Genomic DNA, 18,540 nt, shown 5'->3' with positions numbered 1-18,540 from the left:
TGGCCCGCGCGCTCTGCGGTAGCGTGCGATTAAGCAGAATCCGTGCCTTGACATCCATCCGGAGTTACCCCGGGAACGTGACGCCGGTCCCGTGCACACGTTCTGACACCGCGCAGCGCACGGCGATTCCTGTGGCGCACAATCGACGGCAGACCGTTCCTTGTCCCGCGCCTTCTCCGCGGGACCGCTGCCCGCCATGCTCGACAAGCACTATCTCACCCCGTTGTTCGCGCCCAGTTCCATCGCCGTGCTGGCGGGGCGCGCGGACACACCCGAGACCCTCACCCCCGCAGCGCGCGCCCTTCACGAGGCGCTGCGCGCGCAGCGCTTCACGGGCACGCTGCAGTTCCTCGACATCCATACCAGCGGCACGCTGGCCGACCTGGCGCAGACGCGCGCCGACCTGGCCGTGATCGCACTGGCGCCGCAGGACACGGCCGCCGCGCTCGAAGTCGCCGGCCGCATCGGCTGCCGTGCAGCGCTGGTGCTTTCCCACGGCATCGATGCCGACGGCGCGCTGAAGCTCAAGAAGATCGCGCGCCGCGAGGGCGTGCACCTGCTCGGCCCCAACTCGCTGGGTCTGCAGCGGCCTCACCTGCAGCTCAATGCGAGCGCGGCCGGACCGCTGGCGCGCGAGGGCTCGCTGGCGCTGGTATGCCAGTCGGGCGCGCTGACGGCCTCGATCCTCGACTGGGCGCACAAGAATGCCGTGGGCTTTTCCACGGTGGTGTCGCTGGGCCCGAACACCGACGTGGACATCGCCCAGGTGCTGGATTTCCTCGCCAACGACGGGCGCACGCAGAGCATCGTGGTGTATCTGGAAGGCATCGGCAGCGCCCGGCGCTTCATGAGCGCGCTGCGCTCGGCCGCCAATGCCAAACCGGTGGTGGTGCTCAAGGCGGGCCGCAAGCCCGCCGGCAACGAGGCGGCCCAGACCCACAGCGGCACCATCGTGGGCAGCGACGACGTGTTCGACGCCGCGCTGCGCCGCGCCGGCGCGGTGCGCGTGCGCTCGTTCGTGGAGCTGTTCTCCGCGGCCAAGTGCCTGGCGTCGCGCTACCGGCCGGTGGGCCGGCGCCTGGCCCTGATCACCAATGGCGGCGGCCCGGGCGTGCTCGCCGCCGACTGGGTGAACGAGATCCTGCTGGAGATGGGACGCCTGTCGCCCGACGCCGCGCGCGCGCTGGCGCCGCAGCTGCCACCCCTGGCCTCGCTGGCCGACCTGATCGACCTGTCGGAGGAGGCCGGACCGGCGCACTACCGCGCCGCCATCGAGGCGGCCGAGAAGGACCGCCAGATCGACGGCGTGCTGGCCATCCACTCGCCCAAGCCGGGCACCGATTCCACCGAGGTCGCCCAGGCGCTGGCCGATGCCAAGCGCCTCATGGGCAAGCCGCTGCTCGCGTGCTGGATGGGCGACGCCACCGTGGGGCCGGCACGCGAGGTGCTGCGCGCCGCCGCCATTCCGAACTTCCGCACGCCCGAAGCCGCGGTGGGGGCGTTCGGCAACATCGCCTCGTTCTACCAGAACCAGCAGTTGCTGCAGCAGACGCCGCCGCCGCTCTCGGCACTCTCCAAGCCCGACATCGAAGGCGCGCGCCTGATGATCGAAAGCGTGCTGGCCGAGCGCCGCCATGTGCTGACCGAAATGGAGTCCAAGACGCTGCTCGCGGCCTTCCAGGTACCGGTCACCAAGACGCTGCTCGCGCGCAGCGCGCACGAGGCGATGATGATCGCCACGCAGCTGGGCTTCCCCGTGGCGCTGAAGATTGATTCACCGGACATCGCTCACAAGTCGGACGTGGGCGGCGTGGCCCTGGACATCCATTCGGGCACTGCCGCGCGCGATGCCTATACCGACATGGTGCAGCGGGTGGCCCGCCTGCAGCCCGGTGCGCGCATCAACGGCGTGACGGTGCAGAAGATGGCCCGGGCGCGGCGCGGCCGCGAAATCTGCATCGGCCTGGTGACCGACGACCCCTTCGGGCCGGTCATCACCTTCGGCGCGGGCGGCACCATGATCGAGCTGATCGACGACCGCGCGATGGAGCTGCCGCCGCTCAACCAGTTCCTGGCGCGCAGGCTCATCGAGCGTTCGCGCGTGGCCGAGACGCTGGGCGAATGGCGCGGCGCCAGCGCCGTGGACCGCGACGCGCTGGAGCAGACCCTGCTGCGCGTATCGGAAATGGTGTGCGCGCTGCCGCAGCTGCGCGAGATGGACATCAATCCCCTGATCGTGGATGCCGGCGGCGTGGTCGCGGTGGATGCGCGCATCGTGGTGCGCGACACGGCCCAGGGCGCCACCGGACGCAGCGAGGGCTACGGGCACCTGGCGATCCTGCCGTATCCGGCACGCTACGAGCAGCTCTGGCCGATGCGCGGCGGGGGCGAGTTCCTGGTGCGGCCCGTGCGGCCCGACGACGCGCAGATGCTGCAGCGGCTGGTGAAGGAGCTGTCGCCGGAAAGCCGGTATTTCCGCTACATATCGCAGATCGCGGAGCTGCCCGCATCCATGCTGGCGCGCTTCACCCTGATCGACTACGACCGGGAGATGGCCCTGGTGGCCGTGCACCGCGAGCGCAGCGTGGGCGAGGACGGCGAGATCCGCAATACCGAGCGCATCGTGGGCGTATCGCGCTACGTGACCAATCCGGACCAGACCAGCTGCGAATTCGCGCTGGTGGTGGCCGACGATTTCAACGGCCGCGGATTGGGTTCGCGGCTCATGCTGAGCATCATGGAGGCTGCGCGCGACAAGGGCCTGACCGAGATCCAGGGGCTGGTGCTGGCCGGCAACCCGAGCATGCTCAAGCTCATGCGCCGGCTGGGCTTCGAGGTGCGTGCCTACCCGGACGATCCGGATTTCAAGCTGGTGGCGCACCAGTTGTGACGCGCCCGGTACGGCGCCGCTTCGGCGGCGGGTGCGGCGCTTCGGGCGGGGGAGGGCGCGGCACCGCCGCCATCGCTGCAATCGGGGCCTCCTTCAGGACCCCCCACCACGACCATGGCAGGCCTGCCTCCGCTCTCCATTCCATCAGCACGTCCGACCCGTGACGACGAGGGGCCCGAAAATCCGGAGGCGGCTCCGCCCGGCCCGCCGCGTTCCCGCGGCACGCAGGCCGTTGCCCATGTACCGCTGCTGGCGCGCCGGCGCGGGCAGTCCGGAGACGGGCCGTCGGCGGAGCGCGCACCGCGGCTCGCGCCGCTCGATGCCCTGCGCCGCTCCAACACGTTCGTCATCCCGCGCTCGCCATCGTCTCTCGATCATGGAGGGTGGTCCGGCGTGGGGCGCGCCAGCCCCTCGCACGGTGCGGGCAGCAGCCAGCCGCCCTCGCTGGCATCCTTGCTGGACCCCTCCACGCCGATCGCCCGGGAGCACGATGGTGCCTGCTGGAGCCCCGTCCGCGCATTGCGGCGGGAGCGCCGGATACAGGCGGAACTGCGTGCCTCTTCCGGTGCCGGCGTCCTGAGCCCGCACGTGGTGCATTCCATGGGCAGCCCGCCCGGCTGGGAAGCGCGCCTGGCGGCGCTGAGGCCCGGCGCGGCCGAGGTGCGGCAGGGGTTCGAACGGGTCGATCTCGATGTGGCCTGGGACGGGCCGGACGCCGCCGTACCGGCATGGCAGCGCATCGGGAGCGGCGCGTCCGGCGAGGTGTATGCCGTTCGGCTGGCGAGGGATTTCATGCAGGGCGGCGAGGACCATGGCCGGGATTTCGTGTTCAAGGCCATGCTCTCGCTCGATCCCGAACACCGACTGCCACCGTGGCTGCATGCACAGGCGCAGCAGGATGGCGAGGCCCTCCGGCAAGCCATCGATGCGCACAAGGACCGCATCCACCAGGAGTTCCAGGTGGCCATCTCGCTGCGGGGAACGTCCCAGGTCATGCAGGTGCGCGGGCTCGTCCAGATCGGGAGCCGGCTGGGCATCCTGTCGGAGCGGATCGACGGCGTGCCGGCCGGCGAGCTGATCGGCGAGGCCCCGTACGCCCTGGAAGACGGCGACATCGCTGCGCCGGAGCACCTGGAGATGGCGCGCACGATGATCGCGGACGTGCTCATCGCCCTGGCGCGGTTCCACGACGAAGGCGTGGTCCACCAGGACATCTCCCACAACAACGTGATGTACGACCGGCAGTGCGGCATGTTCCGGCTGCTGGACATGGGGCAGGGCGGAGAGCCCGGCGGGCCGAGGGCCCAGGGCACCGCGGGCTACATGGACATGCATGCCGCGCGGGCGGACCACCGCAGCGACGTGTATGCGGCGGCCCAGCTGCTGGTGCGCCTGCTCAAGGCGCCCTACTACCAGCTCGGCATGGCCGGCATGTCCGGATCGCGGACCGTGGAGGACTTTCCGTTCGCGCCAGCCTTGAGGGCGCTCGCGCCGCAGCGGCAGGATGCGGCGGTGCGGTTCATCAATCGCATGATCGGCCGGCAACTGGACACCCGCAGCATGGCCGAGGAACTGCTGGGCGACCCGTTCCTGCAGGAACTGGAGCCTCGCGCGCAGACGCGCGCCACGGTGGAAAAGGTGCTGAACCCCGGCGCGGTCAATGCGCGGTGATCGCGTCCACGGCCCGCAGATCCTCGGGTGCCAGCGTACCCGCGGCCTGGCGCAGCTTGAGCGTGCCCAGCAGCACGTTGTAGCGTGCCTGGGCCAGGTCGCGCTTGGTCTGGTAGAGCTGGCTCTGCGCATTGAGCACATCGATGTTCACCCGCACGCCCACCTGGTAGCCCAGCCGGTTGGCCTCCAGCGCGCTCTGGCTCGACGCTTCCGCGGCTTCCAGTGCGCGGACCTGGCTCTGGCCGGACTGCACGCCGAAGAAGGCACTGCGCACGGCCTGCACCACCGTGCGGCGGGCGTTTTCCAGGTCCGCGCGGGCCTTGTCCTCCAGCGACAGGGTTTCACGGATGCGGTTCTGCACCGCGAAGCCCGCAAACAACGGCAGCGTCATCTGCACGCCGACCGTGGCGGCGCGGGCGGTGGAGTGGATGTGGGGGAGCGTGGTGGTGCCGTTGGGGTTGCGGACCACGTTATAGCCCGCCTGCAGGTCCACCGTGGGCAGGTGGCCGGTCTCGGCCTTGCGCGTTTCCAGCCGCGCCACGTCCAGCGCGATGGTGGCCTGCCGCAGTTGCGGCTGCAGCTCGTCGGCCGTCCGCACCCACGCTTCCGCATCGGCCGGCGCCACGGCGGGCAGTTGCACGGGCTGCGCCAGGGGCAGGGGAGACACGCCCGGCCGGCCCACCAACTGCTCCAGCGCGAGCTGCTTCACGCGCAGGTCGTTGTCCGCCGCGATCTCCTGGGCTTCGACGAGGTCGAAGCGGGCCTGGGCCTCGCGCGAGTCGGTGATGGTGGCATTGCCCACCTCGAAATTGCGCTGCGCCGAGGCCCGCTGCTCCGAGACCGCCGCTTTCTGGGCGCGCAGGAAGGTGAAGGTGTCCCGGGCCGCCAGCACGTCGAAGTAGGCCTGCGCCAGCCGCACCACCAGGTCCTGGCGCGCGGCTTCGAGCCGGGCCTGGGCGATGTCGGCGCCACGCTGCCCCTGCTCGAACGCGATGCGGTTGGCGGGGCGGTACAGCGGCTGGGAGGCCGTGATGCCCGCCGCCTGCTGCGGCGTGCCGATATCCAGCGGCGGTCGGTTCACGTCGGTGCGCGTATAGGACGTGCCCGCCGAGAGGCCCGCGCTCGGAAGCAGGCCGGCGCGTGCCTGCTCCGCGCGGCTGCCCGCGGCCTGCGCATCGGCCAGCGCCGATTGCAGCGGGGCATCGTAGCCCTGCGCAAGTTCGTAGAGCTCCGGCAGGCTCTGCGCGGAAACGGTTCCGGCCGCCGCCGCGAGGACGAAGGCCAGTGCGCCGGCGGCGCGGCGGGAATGCAGTTGCGTGCGTCGGGAGATCATGGCGGACAGGCGTCTCTTTCCTGGCTGATGGAGCTTGGGGGTCGGACCGTTCGGGCGGCAGGCATCCCGCCCGGCCTCCTGGAGAGCGGGCGCGCATGGCCGATGCCGCGATGTCAGTAGCGGGGCACCCCGGGGTCGCGCTCGTGCGACCAGGCGTCGATGCCGCCCGAGATGTTGGCCAGCTGCTGGAATCCGTGCTGTTCGAGGAAAGCCGCCACCCGCAGGCTGCGCACGCCGTGGTGGCACAGGCAGGCGACGGGACGCTCCGCATCCAGGTCGCCGAGCCGGGCGGGGATCTCGCCCATGGGAATGGTGGCGATGTCGAAGCCGCCGCCCTCCGCCGCGCGCACGGCGGCGGTCTGCAGCTCCCAGGGCTCGCGCACGTCCAGCACCAGGGGGCGGCCGCCGCCGGCCTGGACGGAGAACCATTCGTCGAGCTGGGCGGGACGTACGTGGTCGATCATGGAAGGAAGTCCTGTGTCAGGAAAGAAGAAAGGGACCCTCGCGCCGCTCAGAATATGAAGCGCGGACGCTCCGGGAAGTTCAGCAGGCGCGAGGCGTTGGTGTCCCACGGCTGGCTGGCGGCGAAGCGGTCGCCCGCGCGGCGCACGAAGGTGGCACGCATCACGGGCTCGTCGCCGGTGATGGCAGCCAGGCGGCCGCCTTCGCGCAGCAGGGCGAGCAGGTTCTGGGGCACTTCATGCACCGAGCCGCTCAGCACGATGACGTCGAACGGGCCGTCCGGGATGGCGTCGCGCGCGCCGTCGCCCTGGCGCACCGTCACGTTGGCGATGCCGGCGCTCAGCAGGTTCTCGCGGGCGAATTCCACCAGGTCGGGCACGATCTCCAGCGTGACCACATGCTCGGCGCGGTGAGCGAGCAGGGCGGCCATGTAGCCGGAGCCGGAGCCGATCTCCAGCACGCGGTCGGTCGGCTTGACCTGCAGGTCCTGCAGCAGGCGGGCTTCCACGCGCGGGGCCAGCATGCACTGGCCCAGGCGCTGGGCTTCCTCGGCGGAGGGGTTGAGCGGGATCTCCATGTCCATGAACGCCATGCCGCGATAGGCAGGGGGCACGAAATCCTCGCGGCGCACGACGTTCAGCAGGTCCAGCACATCGGTGTCGAGCACGTTCCACGGGCGGATCTGCTGCTCGATCATGTTGTAGCGGGACAGCGTCACGGGATCGCTGGCGTCGGCGGTCGTGTTGTAGGGAAGGGTCATGGGGGATTTCTCCGGTGCGCGGGATCAGGACAAACCGCCGATTTTAGGCGCGTGGGCAGGCTGCTGCGCCTGCGGCACGGCAGCGACCCGGCCGTGGCGCACGCAGAAGCCCGCCAGCAGGTTGTCCACCTGCGCATCGATGAAGCGCTGCGGCGTCACGCCGTCCGACTCGGGCATGCAGACGCCCGAATGGCGCCACATCATCATGAACACAAGCGGCGCGGCCACCACGTGCACGGCGCAGTCGAGATCGAGCTCGCGGAACTCGCCCCGCTGCAAACCGCGCTCGAGGATGCGGCGGATGAGGCGATTGCCGGGAAGCACGACCTCGTCGCGGTAGAAAGCCGCGATGTCCGGAAAATTGTGCGCCTCACCCAGGACGAGTTTGGCGATGCCCGAGGCCTTGGTGGCGCCGATGTGCTTCCACCAGAGATCGTAGGCATAGCGCAGCAGTTCGGACGTGCTGTGGGGGTAGTGCTCGATCTCCACGTCCCATTCGGCGAAATGCCGGCCCAGGTTGTGGCGAACGACTGCCTTGAACAGGTCTTCCTTGCTCGGGAAGTACAGGAACAGGGTGCCCTTGGAAACCCCGGCCCTCGCCGCCACCTCATCCACCTTGGTGGCGGCGTAGCCGCGCTCCACGAACAGGTCGAGCGCTGCCTCGAGCAGCTCGCCCGGCCGCGCATCCTTGCGGCGGGCGCGCCGGGGCGGTGGCGCGGAGGGTGGAGGAGGGGGCGTGGGGCGGGAGGTCATATTAATGACTGACTGGTTAGTAATGTAGCGGCGGCGCGCGGCGGCGTCAACGTGGGCGCGCGGACAATTCCCACAGGGGCCGCGCCGCCGTCCGCCTACCGTATCGTTTTCTTCACAGCGAGGTTTTTCCATGGGTTCTGAAACCATCACCCTGGGCGGTGGCTGCTTCTGGTGCACCGAAGCCGTCTTCGACCGCGTGCGCGGCGTCACGGATGTCGAGAGCGGCTATGCCAACGGCCAGGTGCCACACCCGACCTACGAGCAGGTCTGCTCGGGCAGGACGGGCCATGCGGAAGTCGTGCGGCTGACCTTCGACCCCGAAGTCATCGGACTGCGCGAGATCCTGGAAATCTTCTTCGCCACGCATGACCCGACCACCCTCAACCGGCAGGGCAACGACGTGGGCACGCAGTACCGCAGCGGCATCTACACCGCCACGCCCGCGCAGCAGGAACTGGCGGAGGCCATGGTGCGGCAGATGTCGCAGGACCGGCTGTTCGGCGCGCCGGTCGTCACCGAAGTGCAGCCGCTGGAGTCGTACTGGCCGGCCGAGGACTACCACCAGGACTATTACCTGAACCATCCGGAGCAGGGCTACTGCGCCTTCGTCGTGGGGCCCAAGGTGGAGAAATTCCGCAAGACGTTCGCGCGCTACCTCAAGCCCGGATAGCCACCACCGGCCGCTGGCGTGCGGCCTGGATGCATAATGCAACACGATTGCATTAATAGGCCGCACGCCATGCCGATTCCCGCCGCATCCACGGACCCGTCCGCGCCATCGCCTTCCGCCGCGCAGCGTGCGCTGCCGCAGGGCCTGCGCTCCACACGGGCCGTGCGGGCGGTGCTGGCGCTGATGGAGGCCGACCCTTCGGCGGCGCGCTCGGGCACGGAGGTCGTCGCGGCGCTGGAGCGGCGCGGCGTGCCGGCCAACCGTGTCACGGTCTATCGCCTGCTGGATCGCCTCGCCGTGGCCGGGCTGCTCGATCGCCATGTGGATGCACAGCGCGTGACGCGCTACACGCTGGCGGGCAGTTCCAGGGAGCGCTGGGGTGTCCGCTTCGAATGTGCCGAATGCCACCGCCAGTTCCGCATCCCTGACGGGGCGGCTCCGCTGCGCGCCGCCATGCGCCGCGTGCTCCAGACCCTGGCGGAAGCCGGCCACGCCGAGCTGGCCGCGGATGTCTCCGTGCGCGGCCGGTGCGCGGAATGCGCGGGCACCGGGGCCGGGGAGACCCGCGGATGATCCGGTCGCGCGGGCTGGAATTCGCCCATTCCGGCGGCCCGTCCCTGCGTTTCCCCGACGTGGACCTGCCCCAGGGCAGCTGTCTGCTGTTGCGCGGGCCTTCGGGCTCCGGAAAGTCCACCTGGCTGGCCCTGGCCGCTGGCCTGCGCTCGGCATCGGCCGGCACGCTGGTGGTGGCGGACCGGGATCTGGCCGCAGGGGCCCGGCCCGGCCAGGCGGGGCGTGACGCATGGCGCGCGCGTACCGTCGGCTTCCTGCCGCAGGCGCTGCACCTGTCGCCTGCGCTCACCATCTCCGAAAACCTCGCGCTGGCCTTTTTCGCGGCCGGACTGCCCCGGGACGGCCGGGCGATCGCCGCGGTGCTGAACCGCCTGGACCTCGGCGCGCTGGCCCGGCGCCATCCGCACCAGCTCTCCGGTGGCCAGGCCCAGCGGGTGGCGCTGGCGCGCGCCGTGCTGCTGTCGCCGCGCGTACTGCTGGCCGACGAGCCCACCGCCAGCCTGGATGACGAGGCCGCCGCCGCTGCGCTGGCGCTGCTGGCAGGCAGTGCCGCCGGCTGCGGGGCCACGCTGGTGGTTGCCACGCACGACCGCCGCGCGATCGACGCGCTCGCGCCCCGGGCCGGCATGGTGTCGCTGGAGCGCCTGCCACGGGCTCAGGCCGTGGAGGCCGGGCCATGAGCGCGATGGTCCGATTCGGCGAGCTCCTGCGGCTGTCGTGGCGCTACCTTTGGTCGCGCCCGCTGGCATCGGCACTCAACCTGCTGCTACTGACGCTGGGGCTGGCCTCCGTGGTGCTGGTATTGCTGGTGTCCGAGCAGGTGGACCGGGGCTTCGAGCGCGACGTCCAGGGGATCGATCTGGTGGTCGGCGCCAAGGGCAGCCCGCTGCAGCTGATCCTGGCGGGCGTCTTCCACATCGACGTGCCGCCCGGCAATATCGCGCTGCAGGATTTCGAGACGCTGCAGCGCAATCCGCTGGTGGCGCAGGCGATTCCGCTCAGCCTGGGCGACAGCTTTGCCGGCTACCGCATCGTCGGGACCACGCCGGAGTATCCCGCCCACTACGGTGCCGCCTGGGCGGCCGGGCGCGTTTGGAGCCGTCCCATGGAGGCCGTGCTGGGCGCCACCGTGGCAGGGGCCATGCGGCGCGCAGCCGGCGATGCCGGACGGACCCTCGGCAGCGGGCCCGGCGGACTGCTGGGCCAGTCCTTCGTGGGCACGCACGGCCTGGCCCCGGGAGGGGAGGCGCATGGCGACAATCCGTACACGGTGGTGGGCGTGCTGCAGCCGTGCGGCTGCGTGCTCGACCGGCTGGTGCTCACCGCCACGGAATCGGTATGGAAGGTGCATGAATCCGCACAGGCCGACGACCCGGACGACCTGGAGGTGCTGCGCCAGGAGCGCGAGGTCACGCTGGCCCTGGTGCGCTACCGCAGTCCCCTGGCGGCGGTGACGCTGCCGCGCGCCATCAACAGCGGCACGCCCATGCAGGCCGCTTCGCCCGCGGTGGAGATCACCCGGCTCGTGGGCCTGCTGGGGGTGGGCGCGGACGTGCTGCGCGCCTTTGGCGGCGTGCTGCTGGGTGCGGCCGCGCTGAGCGTGTTCATCGCGTTGTGGAATGCGGTGCGGGAGCGCCGTACCGACCTCGCCATGCTGCGCATGCTGGGCGCGCCGCCGGCCCGCGTGGGTGGCCTGCTGCTCTGCGAGGCGCTGTGGCTCGCCCTGATCGCGTCGCTGCTGGGCCTGGCCTGCGGCCACCTGCTGGCCGAAGGCGTAGGGCGCCTGCTGGCCGCGCGCAATGCCATGCCGGTGACGGGCTGGGTCTGGCTGCCCGGGGAGTGGGCGGTTCCCGCGCTCGCCGCGGCGCTGGCCGTGCTGGCTGCCCTGCTGCCGGCCGTGCAGGCGTACCGCGTCGATGCGGGCGAGCTGCTGGGGCGGCCCTGAAAAGCCGGCGGCCCGTTTCCAGCCTTTGTTTTTTCCACTGTTCGAAAGGAACTTCCATGCACCGCACTTTCCGATCTGCCGCCCTGGCCTTCGCCTGCGCGCCGCTGCTGGCGATGGGCGCACTGTCCGCCCATGCCCAGGACGCCAAGGAGCACGCGCACGGCGACAAGGAGATCCAGGCCGACATCCAGCGCCACCGCGCCATGGCCGCGGCGCATGAAGCCGCCGCCAAGTGCCTGGAAGCGGGCAAGGGCCACGACCAGTGCGTGAAGGAGCTCCAGGCCGCCTGCAAGGGTCTGGCCATCGGCAAATTCTGCGGAATGAAGCACCAGCATTGAGCATGCCGGCACCCTGGTCCGGTGCCGCATGCGATGATCTCCCCGCGAACACCGTGTATCCGATGAAATTCCCGCTTCCGCTCCTCGCCTGCGCCCTGGCATGCACGGGCACCCTGGCCGCGCAGGGGGCTTCGCCGGCCCCCGGTGGCGCGGGGGCGGTCGCGCCCGCGCTGTCGTCCCCGCTCGGCGGCCCTCCCGGCCCCGGCGGACTTCCGGCCGGCTCGGGGCCCGGCTACCACAGCCCGCAGAGCCCCATCAAGCCCTTGCCGCGGCGCGAGGATGTGGTGCCGTGGTCCACGCTGACGAACCTCACCAAGAAGACCCTGAAGACCCGCATCGCGCCCGTCTTCAACGCGGAGCAGAAGGCGCTGGACGGCAAGGTGCAGCGCCTGCAGGGCTTCATGGTGCCCATGGACACGCGCCCGCTGCAGCGCCATTTCCTGCTGACTTCCGTGCCGCTGACCTGCGCGTTCTGCATTCCCGGCGGGCCGGAGAGCATGGTGGAGGTGAAGGCCTCCGTGGGCGTTCCCTACTCGCTGGAGCCCATCGTGGTGCAGGGCGAATTCAAGACCCTGGGCAATGACGAGTACGGCCTGTTCTACCGCATGGTCAACGCCGAGCCCGTGAAGTGACCCTGCCCGCCGCCATGATCCGCCGCTGCATGCACGCCCGCAACCCTTCGGGCGCCCGGCGAATGCATGCCCGCGCCTTCGCGCTGTGGATGTGGCTGGCGGTGGCCCTGGTGCTCGCTCCGGCGCTGGGTCGCGTGCACCAGGTGGTGCACGGGCCGGTGGCGGCCATGGCACTGCAGGGCGCCGGCGCCGCCGTGGCAGGCGGTGCCCGCCTCGCCCCGCTTTCGCATGGCCACGATGCGGGCCTGCTGGAGGCGCTGTTCTCGCACCATGCGGACAGCGACTGCCACCTGCTCGACCAGTCGCTCTTCGGAGCGGTCCTGCTGCCAGCCCTGCTGCCGGCAGCGATGCCTGCGGAGGCGCCGGCACCCGACGGCCTGCCCGCGCCGGGCGTGGGCGCGAGGCCGCAGCGCGCCTTTCTGGCCCGCGCTCCGCCGCACTCCTGCGCGGCCTGACCGGGCCCCTGCCGCTCGACCCGGCAGGGCGCTGCGGCATTCCTCCTTTTCAAGTTTCGCTGTGCGCCCGCCGTGGCGCCTGCATGCCTGCACTGGCATGCGGGCACCGCGTGCGCTGCGCCGTGTTCTTCTTCTTCTTCTTTCTTCCGTCGTCCGCCATGACTTCCAACGCTTTTTCCTTCCCGGGCCGTTCCGGCCGCGCGGCGCTGCATCCGCTCGCCTGTGCCGTGCTGCTGCTGGCGGCCTCCGGTGCCCGCGCGCAAACGGCCGCCGATACAGACACCTCCTCCGCCACGCCCCGGGCACGCCTGCCCGAGGTGACCGTCACCGGCAACCCGCTGGGCACCGACACGGTGGTCGTGCCCGCCGCCCAGCTGTCCGGCGACGACCTCACCCTGCGCACCGAATCGACCCTCGGCCAGACACTGGACGGCCTGCCGGGCGTGAGCAGCACCTACTTCGGTCCCAACGCCAGCCGGCCCATCATCCGCGGCCTGGACGGCGACCGCATCCGCGTGCTGCAGAACAGCGGCGCCACGCTCGACGCATCGGCGCTGAGCTTCGACCATGCCGTGCCCACCGAGGCCCTGACCACCGAGCGCATCGAGGTGCTGCGCGGCCCGGCCGCGCTGCTCTATGGCGGCAGCGCGGTGGGCGGTGTGGTGAACGTCATCGACAACCGCATTCCGCGCGAGCCGTTGAACGGCGTGGACGGCAAGGCCGAGGCCTCGGCCGCCACCGGCAACGGTGAACGCGCGGGCGCGGCGATGGTGGAAGGCGGCAACGACCGCTTCGCCCTGCATGCCGACGTGTTCGACCGCAACACGGACGACGTGCGCGTGCCCATCGACCTGGCCTGCGAGAAGACCGGCTCTCCCGGCCTGGCACGGCGCATCTGCAACTCCGCCAGCCATACCCGCGGGGGCGCCGTGGGCGGCACCGCGTTCTTCGACCAGGGCTACCTGGGCCTTTCGGCCAGCACCTACCGCAGCGACTACGGCACGGTGGCCGAGGACGACGTGACGATCGGCATGCGTTCCAACCGCTATGCGCTGGACGGCCTGTGGCGCTTCGGTGCGGGCCCGCTGCAGAGCGTGCGCGTGCAGGCCAGCCATACGGACTACCGCCACACCGAATACGAGGGCGGGGCTCCCGGCACCACGTTCCGCAACGGTGGCAACGACCTGCGGGTGGAGGCGAAGCACGCGCCCATCGGCCGGCTGCAGGGCGTCATCGGCCTGCAGGCCGAGGCCTCGCGCTTCTCGGCCGAGGGCGAGGAGGCCTTCGCGCCGCGCAGCCGCAGCCACAGCACCGCGCTGTTCCTGCACGAGGAACTGGGCATGGACTGGGGCAAGCTGACCTTCGGCGCCCGCGCGGAGCGGGACACGGTCGAATCCTTCGGCAGCCCGGACGTGGACCGTTTCGCCGTCGGCAAGCATGATTTCCATCCGCACAGCGCCGCCGTGGGTGCACTGTTCAACCTCACGCCCGCCTGGCAGCTCACGTCCAACCTGTCGTACACCCAGCGCGCGCCGAAGGACTATGAGTTGTTCGCCAACGGCCCGCACGTGGCCACCGGCGCCTGGGAGACGGGAGACCCGGGCCTCGGACTGGAAAAAGCGACGAGCGTGGACGTGGGCGCGGCCTGGAAGAGCGGCCCCAACCGCTTCGCCGCCACGGCCTTCCTGAGCCAGTTCTCCAACTACATCGGCCTCACGCCCACCGGGCTGCTGCGCTCGGAGGACGGCGACGTGGTGCCGGCCGGCACGGACGGCGCGCTGCCCGAGTACCGCTACCAGGGCATGCGCGCACGCTTCTATGGCCTGGAGGCCAGCGGCAGCGTGCGGCTGGTGGGCGAGAGCGGCGTGGTGGCCCCGTCGTCCCGCCTGCTCGGCGACGGCTCCACGCTGGACCTGCAGTTGCGCGGCGATATCGTGCGCGCCACCAACCGCGACACCGGCCAGCCGCTGCCGCGCATTGCGCCCCTGCGCCTGGGCAGCACGCTGCTGTGGGCCAGCGGCCCCTGGCGCGCAGGGCTGGGCTTCGACTACCTGGCCGCACAGGACCGCGTGCCCGACGACGGCACCCGCGCGACCGGCGCCTACACGCTGTGGAACGCATCGCTCGGCTATCGCACGCAATGGCAGTTCGGCGCCACCCGGAGCACCGCGCTGTGGTATGCGCGCCTGGACAACATCACCGACAAGCTCGCCTACAGCCCGACCTCGATCCTGACGACCACGGCGTTCCCGAAGGCACCGCTGCCCGGGCGCAGCCTGAAGGTGGGAGTGAAGGTGGACTTCTGACGCGCCGGGTTGCCCGCGCCTAGAAATCGGCGACCTGGCCCCACGCCGATTTCTTGAACCGTTCGGGGTCGTAGGGGCGGGGATCGAAGATGGGTGTGTCGCCGCTGGCGAGGTCGGCGATCAGGTGGCCCGCACCCGGGCCGATGCCGAAGCCGTGGCCGGAGAACCCGGCGGCCAGGATGAACCCGGGGATGCCCTGCACCTCGCCGATGCCCGGCACGCCGTCCGGCGTGCTGTCCACAAAGCCGGCCCAGGCATTGGCGATGCCCGCCTCCCGCAGCGCGGGCAGCAGGGCGACGGCCCGGAGATGGGTCTCGCGCACGGCCGCGGGATCCGCCTTGGGATCGAGCACACGCATGCGTTCCATGGGCGTCGGCGCATCGAGGCGCCAGCGGCCCAGCGTTTCATGGCCCCCCCGGATGCCTTCCAGGCCGCCGGGGAACACGTTGCGCCAGCGCTTGGCGAACATCGGGATGAACTGCGGCGCGAAGCGCAGCAGCTGCGGCGTCGGGTCCACCCGGCCACGCCCGCTGATGGCCAGCGTATAGCTGCCGTCGCTGCGGCGGGTGACGGAGACGCCCGCCGTGTGCAGCGTGTCGGGCAGCGCCTCGGCGACCGCCGAGACGCGCACGATGGACTGGCGGACCGTCGCCTGGGGGAAACGGATTCCCAGCTGGCGGCAGAACGACGAGGCCCATGCGCCCCCGGCGTAGATGGCGGTGCGGGTCCGGATGGTTCCGGCTTCGGTGACCACGCCGCTGACACGCCCGCCCTGCAACTCGATGCCCCGGGCGGCGCAGTTCTGGTGCACGGTGCCGCCGAGCTTCATGAAGGCGGTGGCGGCGGCCGGCGCGGCCTTGGCGGGATCGGCCGTGCCATCGCTGGGGGAGAGCACGCCGCCTTTCCAGGGCCGGCCCGTCGCGCTGCCGCGCCGCGTGGCTTCTTCGGAGCCCAGCATGTGCGTGACCACGCCGGCGGACTTTGCGAAGACGCCCCAGCGGGCCCAGCGGTCGAGTTCGGCCTCGTCGTTGCTCAGGTAGAACAGGCCGCAGCGCCGGAAACCCGTGTCCTCCCCGGACTCGGCGGCGAACTGCTCCCAGAGTTCCAGGCTCTTGGTGGCCATGGGCAGCTCCCGTGCGTCGCGGTTCTGCTGCCGGCACCAGCCCCAGTTGCGGCTGGACTGTTCGGCGCCGATCAGGCCTTTCTCGACCAGGGCGACCGACATGCCCCGGCGCGCCAGGTAGTACGCGGTGAAGACGCCGATGATCCCGCCACCGATCACGACGGCATCGGCGCTGGTGGGCAGGAGGGACGACGTTTCGATGAGGCGCAGCGGCTGTTGCATGGAGGGATCTCGCTTTTCGGTCGGGACGGAACGCAGGGACGGTGCTGGGCGCCGGGGCAGCGGTGCGGTGGTCATGCGTCCGGCTCCCCGGCCCAGCCCAGGATGGCTTTGGTTTCCAGGTACTCCTGGAGCCCCTCGACGCCGTATTCGCGCCCGTTGCCCGATTGCTTGTAGCCGCCGAAGGGGGCGTGCGGGCTCCAGGCGGGGTTGTTGATGTGCACCTGCCCGGCACGGATGCGCAAAGCGACCGCCCGCGCCGCCGCAGGATCCGCGCCCTGCACGTGGGCGCCCAGGCCGTAGATCGTGTCGTTGGCGATGTCCACGGCTTCATCGACCGTGTCGCAGGGAATGATGGCGAGCACCGGCCCGAAGATTTCCTCCTGCGCGATCCGCATCCGCGGATGCACGTCGGAGAAGATGGTCGGGCGCGCGTAGAAGCCGCGATCCAGGCCGGCCGGGCGGCCGGGGCCGCCGCAGACCAGGCGCGCGCCTTCCTCGATCCCGGCGGCGATCATTTCCTGCACGCGGTGGAACTGGGCCCGGTTGGCCACCGGGCCGTGCGTGGTCCGCTCCGAGCGCGGATCCCCGACGACCATGCGCGACACGGCCCCGGCCGCGAGGCGCTCGACTTCCGCCAGCCGGTCGCGCGGCACGATCATGCGCGTCGGGGCGCTGCAGGACTGGCCCACGTTGCGCATGCCCGCCGCCACGCCGGCCGGCACGGCCACCGAAAGATCGGCATCCGGCAGGATGACGTTCGGGGACTTTCCGCCCAGCTCCTGGGCCACGCGCTTGACCGTGGGCGCGGCCGCCTGGGCCACGAGGACGCCGGCCCGGGTGGAGCCGGTGATCGAGACCATGTCCACGTCGGGATGCGACGCCAGCGCGGCCCCCACCTCCGGGCCTTCGCCGACCACGAGGTTGAACACGCCGGCGGGAATCCCGGCGTCCTGCACCGCCTCGGCGAAGAGCAGCGCGCTGAACGGGGACAGCTCGCTGGGCTTGAGCACCACGGTGCATCCCGCGGCCAGCGCCGGTCCGGCCTTGGCGGTGATCTGGTAGAGCGGCCAGTTCCAGGGCGTGATCAGGCCGCAGACGCCGATCGCCTCGCGCACGATGGCCGTGCCGTCCCGATGGGTGACGAAGGGATAACTGGCAGCGAGGTCGCGGGCCACGCGCAAGTGCTCCGCGGCGACCGGCACCTGCGCGCCGCGCGCCACGGCGATGGCGGATCCCATTTCGAGCGAGATCGCCTGGGCGAACGATTCCGCACGCTCCAGGACCAGGGCATGCAGCCGGCCCAGCAGATCCGCACGCTGCAGCGGCGTGGTCGCGGACCAGGCCGGGAAGGCGTGGCGGGCCGCGGCGATCGCGGCCGCGGCGTCCCGGGCATCGCCCAGCGCGATGTCCGCGAGCGGCTGCTGCGTGGAAGGGTCGATGACGGTGGCGCGGGACGTTCCCTCCGGCCGCCGCCAGCGGCCGCCGATGAAGATGCGGTCCAGGCGGTCGTCGCGGGCCAGGCGTTCGATGAGGGGAGAGGTCATGGGAACGATCGGCCTGCACGGGCACGGTGGGCGGTATCCGCCGCCTGGCGCTGGTTCCGGACAGGCTCTGCAACAAGCTTCATTGCAGGCAATTGCACCATGCGGTGCCGCACGGCCGGTTGGGAAAAGCGGGGCGCATCGCGATGAAGCTGCGGTTTTGGGGGGGCTGCGCGGCATGCCATGCGGCGGGCCTGCAGGGCCCAACCCGCGGGATAATCCTGCGCAGCGCGACGCCATGCCATTCCAATTCCAGATGACCCCACCACCGTTCCATTCCGCATGTGCCTTCGTGCTGGCACTTTTCGCCTCGGCGCACTCCGCAGCCCAGCCTGGCGGCCGGAGCATCCAGGGCAGCGGCGTGGTGCCGGACCCGATCGTGGCGGATCCCTCTGCGCAGGGCACGCTGCAGGCGGCAATAGCGTCCCTGCAGAAGTAACTCCTGGTCCCGCCCGTGAACTCCCCCGTCTTCACTTCACTCGTCCCGGTCATCCTCTGTATCTCCATCGGGAACCTCTCACAACCCCTGATCCGAGCCCAGCATCAAGGCTATCCGCACACATTCACCTGCTTCGGGAGCGCGATAGCAACTGCCCTGGGGACGATCCCCGTGCTCAGGGGCCTTTCGGCCCCAGCGACTCATGCGTTCGCCGTGCGCGGGCGCACCTGTGCCTTGCAGGCGCCGCTTTTGGGTTTGAAGAATGCATCCACTCCCCGGTCCAGGAAGGACGCCAGGCGCTTCATGTTGTAGCAGGCGGCCATCATCGTCATGCCAACCGTGGCCCGTGCCTGCCCGATCGTGCGCACGAACTTGCCGCCCAGGTGACGGAGACCGGCAAACACATGCTCCACCTTGGCACGCTTCT

General features: G+C 71.0%; 17 protein-coding genes and 1 pseudogene. 11 read left to right on the top strand and 7 right to left on the bottom strand.

Going from position 1 to position 18,540, the window contains the following annotated elements:
- Window positions 1-196 precede the first annotated feature (196 nt).
- A complete protein-coding gene (locus BLR05_RS07125; protein ID WP_092833429.1) occupies window positions 197-2,890 on the top strand; it encodes a bifunctional acetate--CoA ligase family protein/GNAT family N-acetyltransferase in 2,694 nt (897 codons plus the stop codon).
- Between the two features lie 114 nt (window positions 2,891-3,004).
- Window positions 3,005-4,561 carry a XopAU family type III secretion system effector serine/threonine kinase gene (gene xopAU, locus BLR05_RS07120; RefSeq protein ID WP_244160059.1) on the top strand — a complete coding sequence of 519 codons (1,557 nt, stop codon included), beginning with the start codon at window positions 3,005-3,007 and terminating at the stop codon, window positions 4,559-4,561.
- Here the strand turns inward: xopAU and BLR05_RS07115 are convergent.
- The 4 genes from BLR05_RS07115 to BLR05_RS07100 form a co-directional block, all read right to left on the bottom strand.
- Window positions 4,548-5,894 (bottom strand): TolC family outer membrane protein, encoded by a 1,347-nt coding sequence (locus BLR05_RS07115; protein ID WP_092833198.1) that lies wholly within the window; start codon window positions 5,892-5,894, stop codon window positions 4,548-4,550. The genes xopAU and BLR05_RS07115 overlap by 14 nt on opposite strands.
- A 113-nt stretch (window positions 5,895-6,007) precedes the next feature.
- Complete coding sequence (locus BLR05_RS07110; protein WP_092833196.1) at window positions 6,008-6,358, bottom strand: rhodanese-like domain-containing protein; 351 nt, start codon at window positions 6,356-6,358, stop codon at window positions 6,008-6,010.
- Between the two features lie 47 nt (window positions 6,359-6,405).
- On the bottom strand, window positions 6,406-7,116 hold the full coding sequence (locus BLR05_RS07105; protein WP_092833194.1) for a protein-L-isoaspartate O-methyltransferase family protein: 711 nt from the start codon (window positions 7,114-7,116) through the stop codon (window positions 6,406-6,408).
- 24 nt (window positions 7,117-7,140) lie between these two features.
- Entirely contained in the window at window positions 7,141-7,869 is a 729-nt protein-coding gene (locus BLR05_RS07100; RefSeq protein WP_092833192.1) for a TetR/AcrR family transcriptional regulator, read from the bottom strand.
- Window positions 7,870-7,999: 130 nt separating this feature from the next.
- Here BLR05_RS07100 and msrA point away from each other — a divergent pair, with 130 nt between their 5' ends.
- The 8 genes from msrA to BLR05_RS07060 all read left to right on the top strand — a co-directional run bounded on the left by msrA (window position 8,000) and on the right by BLR05_RS07060 (window position 14,788).
- Window positions 8,000-8,539 (top strand): peptide-methionine (S)-S-oxide reductase MsrA, encoded by a 540-nt coding sequence (gene msrA, locus BLR05_RS07095; RefSeq protein WP_092833190.1) that lies wholly within the window; start codon window positions 8,000-8,002, stop codon window positions 8,537-8,539.
- A gap of 69 nt (window positions 8,540-8,608) precedes the next feature.
- Window positions 8,609-9,112 (top strand): transcriptional repressor, encoded by a 504-nt coding sequence (locus tag BLR05_RS07090; RefSeq protein WP_092833188.1) that lies wholly within the window; start codon window positions 8,609-8,611, stop codon window positions 9,110-9,112.
- Window positions 9,109-9,792 carry an ATP-binding cassette domain-containing protein gene (locus BLR05_RS07085; RefSeq protein ID WP_092833186.1) on the top strand — a complete coding sequence of 228 codons (684 nt, stop codon included), beginning with the start codon at window positions 9,109-9,111 and terminating at the stop codon, window positions 9,790-9,792. Before BLR05_RS07090 ends, BLR05_RS07085 begins: the two co-directional genes overlap by 4 nt.
- Window positions 9,789-11,057: an ABC transporter permease gene (locus BLR05_RS07080; protein ID WP_092833184.1), complete on the top strand. Its 1,269-nt coding sequence runs from the start codon at window positions 9,789-9,791 to the stop codon at window positions 11,055-11,057. Before BLR05_RS07085 ends, BLR05_RS07080 begins: the two co-directional genes overlap by 4 nt.
- Before the next feature lie 56 nt (window positions 11,058-11,113).
- Window positions 11,114-11,395 (top strand): hypothetical protein, encoded by a 282-nt coding sequence (locus BLR05_RS07075; protein ID WP_092833182.1) that lies wholly within the window; start codon window positions 11,114-11,116, stop codon window positions 11,393-11,395.
- Window positions 11,396-11,457: 62 nt separating this feature from the next.
- A complete protein-coding gene (locus tag BLR05_RS07070) occupies window positions 11,458-12,027 on the top strand; it encodes a DUF3299 domain-containing protein (protein ID WP_092833425.1) in 570 nt (189 codons plus the stop codon).
- Entirely contained in the window at window positions 12,024-12,482 is a 459-nt protein-coding gene (locus BLR05_RS07065; RefSeq protein WP_225979328.1) for a hypothetical protein, read from the top strand. The genes BLR05_RS07070 and BLR05_RS07065 overlap by 4 nt, the downstream gene beginning before the upstream one ends.
- Window positions 12,483-12,640: 158 nt before the next feature.
- The gene (locus BLR05_RS07060; RefSeq protein ID WP_092833421.1) at window positions 12,641-14,788 is read left to right on the top strand and encodes a TonB-dependent receptor; all 2,148 of its coding nucleotides are present in this window, start codon (window positions 12,641-12,643) and stop codon (window positions 14,786-14,788) included.
- A gap of 19 nt (window positions 14,789-14,807) precedes the next feature.
- On the opposite strand, the gene BLR05_RS07055 is transcribed toward BLR05_RS07060, so the two are convergent.
- The gene (locus BLR05_RS07055) at window positions 14,808-16,133 is read right to left on the bottom strand and encodes an NAD(P)/FAD-dependent oxidoreductase (protein WP_092833180.1); all 1,326 of its coding nucleotides are present in this window, start codon (window positions 16,131-16,133) and stop codon (window positions 14,808-14,810) included.
- Window positions 16,134-16,204: 71 nt separating this feature from the next.
- The gene (locus BLR05_RS07050; protein WP_092833178.1) at window positions 16,205-17,677 is read right to left on the bottom strand and encodes an aldehyde dehydrogenase family protein; all 1,473 of its coding nucleotides are present in this window, start codon (window positions 17,675-17,677) and stop codon (window positions 16,205-16,207) included.
- A 235-nt stretch (window positions 17,678-17,912) separates the two neighbouring features.
- Here BLR05_RS07050 and BLR05_RS07045 point away from each other — a divergent pair, with 235 nt between their 5' ends.
- The gene (locus tag BLR05_RS07045) at window positions 17,913-18,113 is read left to right on the top strand and encodes a hypothetical protein (protein ID WP_143015871.1); all 201 of its coding nucleotides are present in this window, start codon (window positions 17,913-17,915) and stop codon (window positions 18,111-18,113) included.
- A gap of 200 nt (window positions 18,114-18,313) precedes the next feature.
- On the opposite strand, the pseudogene BLR05_RS07040 reads toward BLR05_RS07045, so the two are convergent.
- Window positions 18,314-18,540 (bottom strand): annotated as a pseudogene (locus tag BLR05_RS07040) (IS5/IS1182 family transposase); the annotation flags it as partial.

Origin of the sequence: Paracidovorax cattleyae (assembly GCF_900104515.1) — a bacterium.
Taxonomy (GTDB): Bacteria; Pseudomonadota; Gammaproteobacteria; order Burkholderiales; family Burkholderiaceae_C; genus Paracidovorax; species Paracidovorax cattleyae.
Note: the sequence above shows the minus strand (reverse complement) of the source record. Positions and strands in the feature narration are given on the sequence as shown.

Coding starts and splice junctions, on each gene's coding strand:
- BLR05_RS07100 (WP_092833192.1), bottom strand. CDS start 7,869: ATGACCTCCCGCCCCACGCCCCCTCCTCCACCCTCCGCGCCACCGCCC.
- BLR05_RS07090 (WP_092833188.1), top strand. CDS start 8,609: ATGCCGATTCCCGCCGCATCCACGGACCCGTCCGCGCCATCGCCTTCC.
- msrA (WP_092833190.1), top strand. CDS start 8,000: ATGGGTTCTGAAACCATCACCCTGGGCGGTGGCTGCTTCTGGTGCACC.
- xopAU (WP_244160059.1), top strand. CDS start 3,005: ATGGCAGGCCTGCCTCCGCTCTCCATTCCATCAGCACGTCCGACCCGT.
- BLR05_RS07070 (WP_092833425.1), top strand. CDS start 11,458: ATGAAATTCCCGCTTCCGCTCCTCGCCTGCGCCCTGGCATGCACGGGC.
- BLR05_RS07075 (WP_092833182.1), top strand. CDS start 11,114: ATGCACCGCACTTTCCGATCTGCCGCCCTGGCCTTCGCCTGCGCGCCG.
- BLR05_RS07105 (WP_092833194.1), bottom strand. CDS start 7,116: ATGACCCTTCCCTACAACACGACCGCCGACGCCAGCGATCCCGTGACG.
- BLR05_RS07125 (WP_092833429.1), top strand. CDS start 197: ATGCTCGACAAGCACTATCTCACCCCGTTGTTCGCGCCCAGTTCCATC.
- BLR05_RS07045 (WP_143015871.1), top strand. CDS start 17,913: ATGCCATTCCAATTCCAGATGACCCCACCACCGTTCCATTCCGCATGT.
- BLR05_RS07085 (WP_092833186.1), top strand. CDS start 9,109: ATGATCCGGTCGCGCGGGCTGGAATTCGCCCATTCCGGCGGCCCGTCC.
- BLR05_RS07115 (WP_092833198.1), bottom strand. CDS start 5,894: ATGATCTCCCGACGCACGCAACTGCATTCCCGCCGCGCCGCCGGCGCA.
- BLR05_RS07055 (WP_092833180.1), bottom strand. CDS start 16,133: ATGCAACAGCCGCTGCGCCTCATCGAAACGTCGTCCCTCCTGCCCACC.
- BLR05_RS07060 (WP_092833421.1), top strand. CDS start 12,641: ATGACTTCCAACGCTTTTTCCTTCCCGGGCCGTTCCGGCCGCGCGGCG.
- BLR05_RS07050 (WP_092833178.1), bottom strand. CDS start 17,677: ATGACCTCTCCCCTCATCGAACGCCTGGCCCGCGACGACCGCCTGGAC.
- BLR05_RS07080 (WP_092833184.1), top strand. CDS start 9,789: ATGAGCGCGATGGTCCGATTCGGCGAGCTCCTGCGGCTGTCGTGGCGC.
- BLR05_RS07110 (WP_092833196.1), bottom strand. CDS start 6,358: ATGATCGACCACGTACGTCCCGCCCAGCTCGACGAATGGTTCTCCGTC.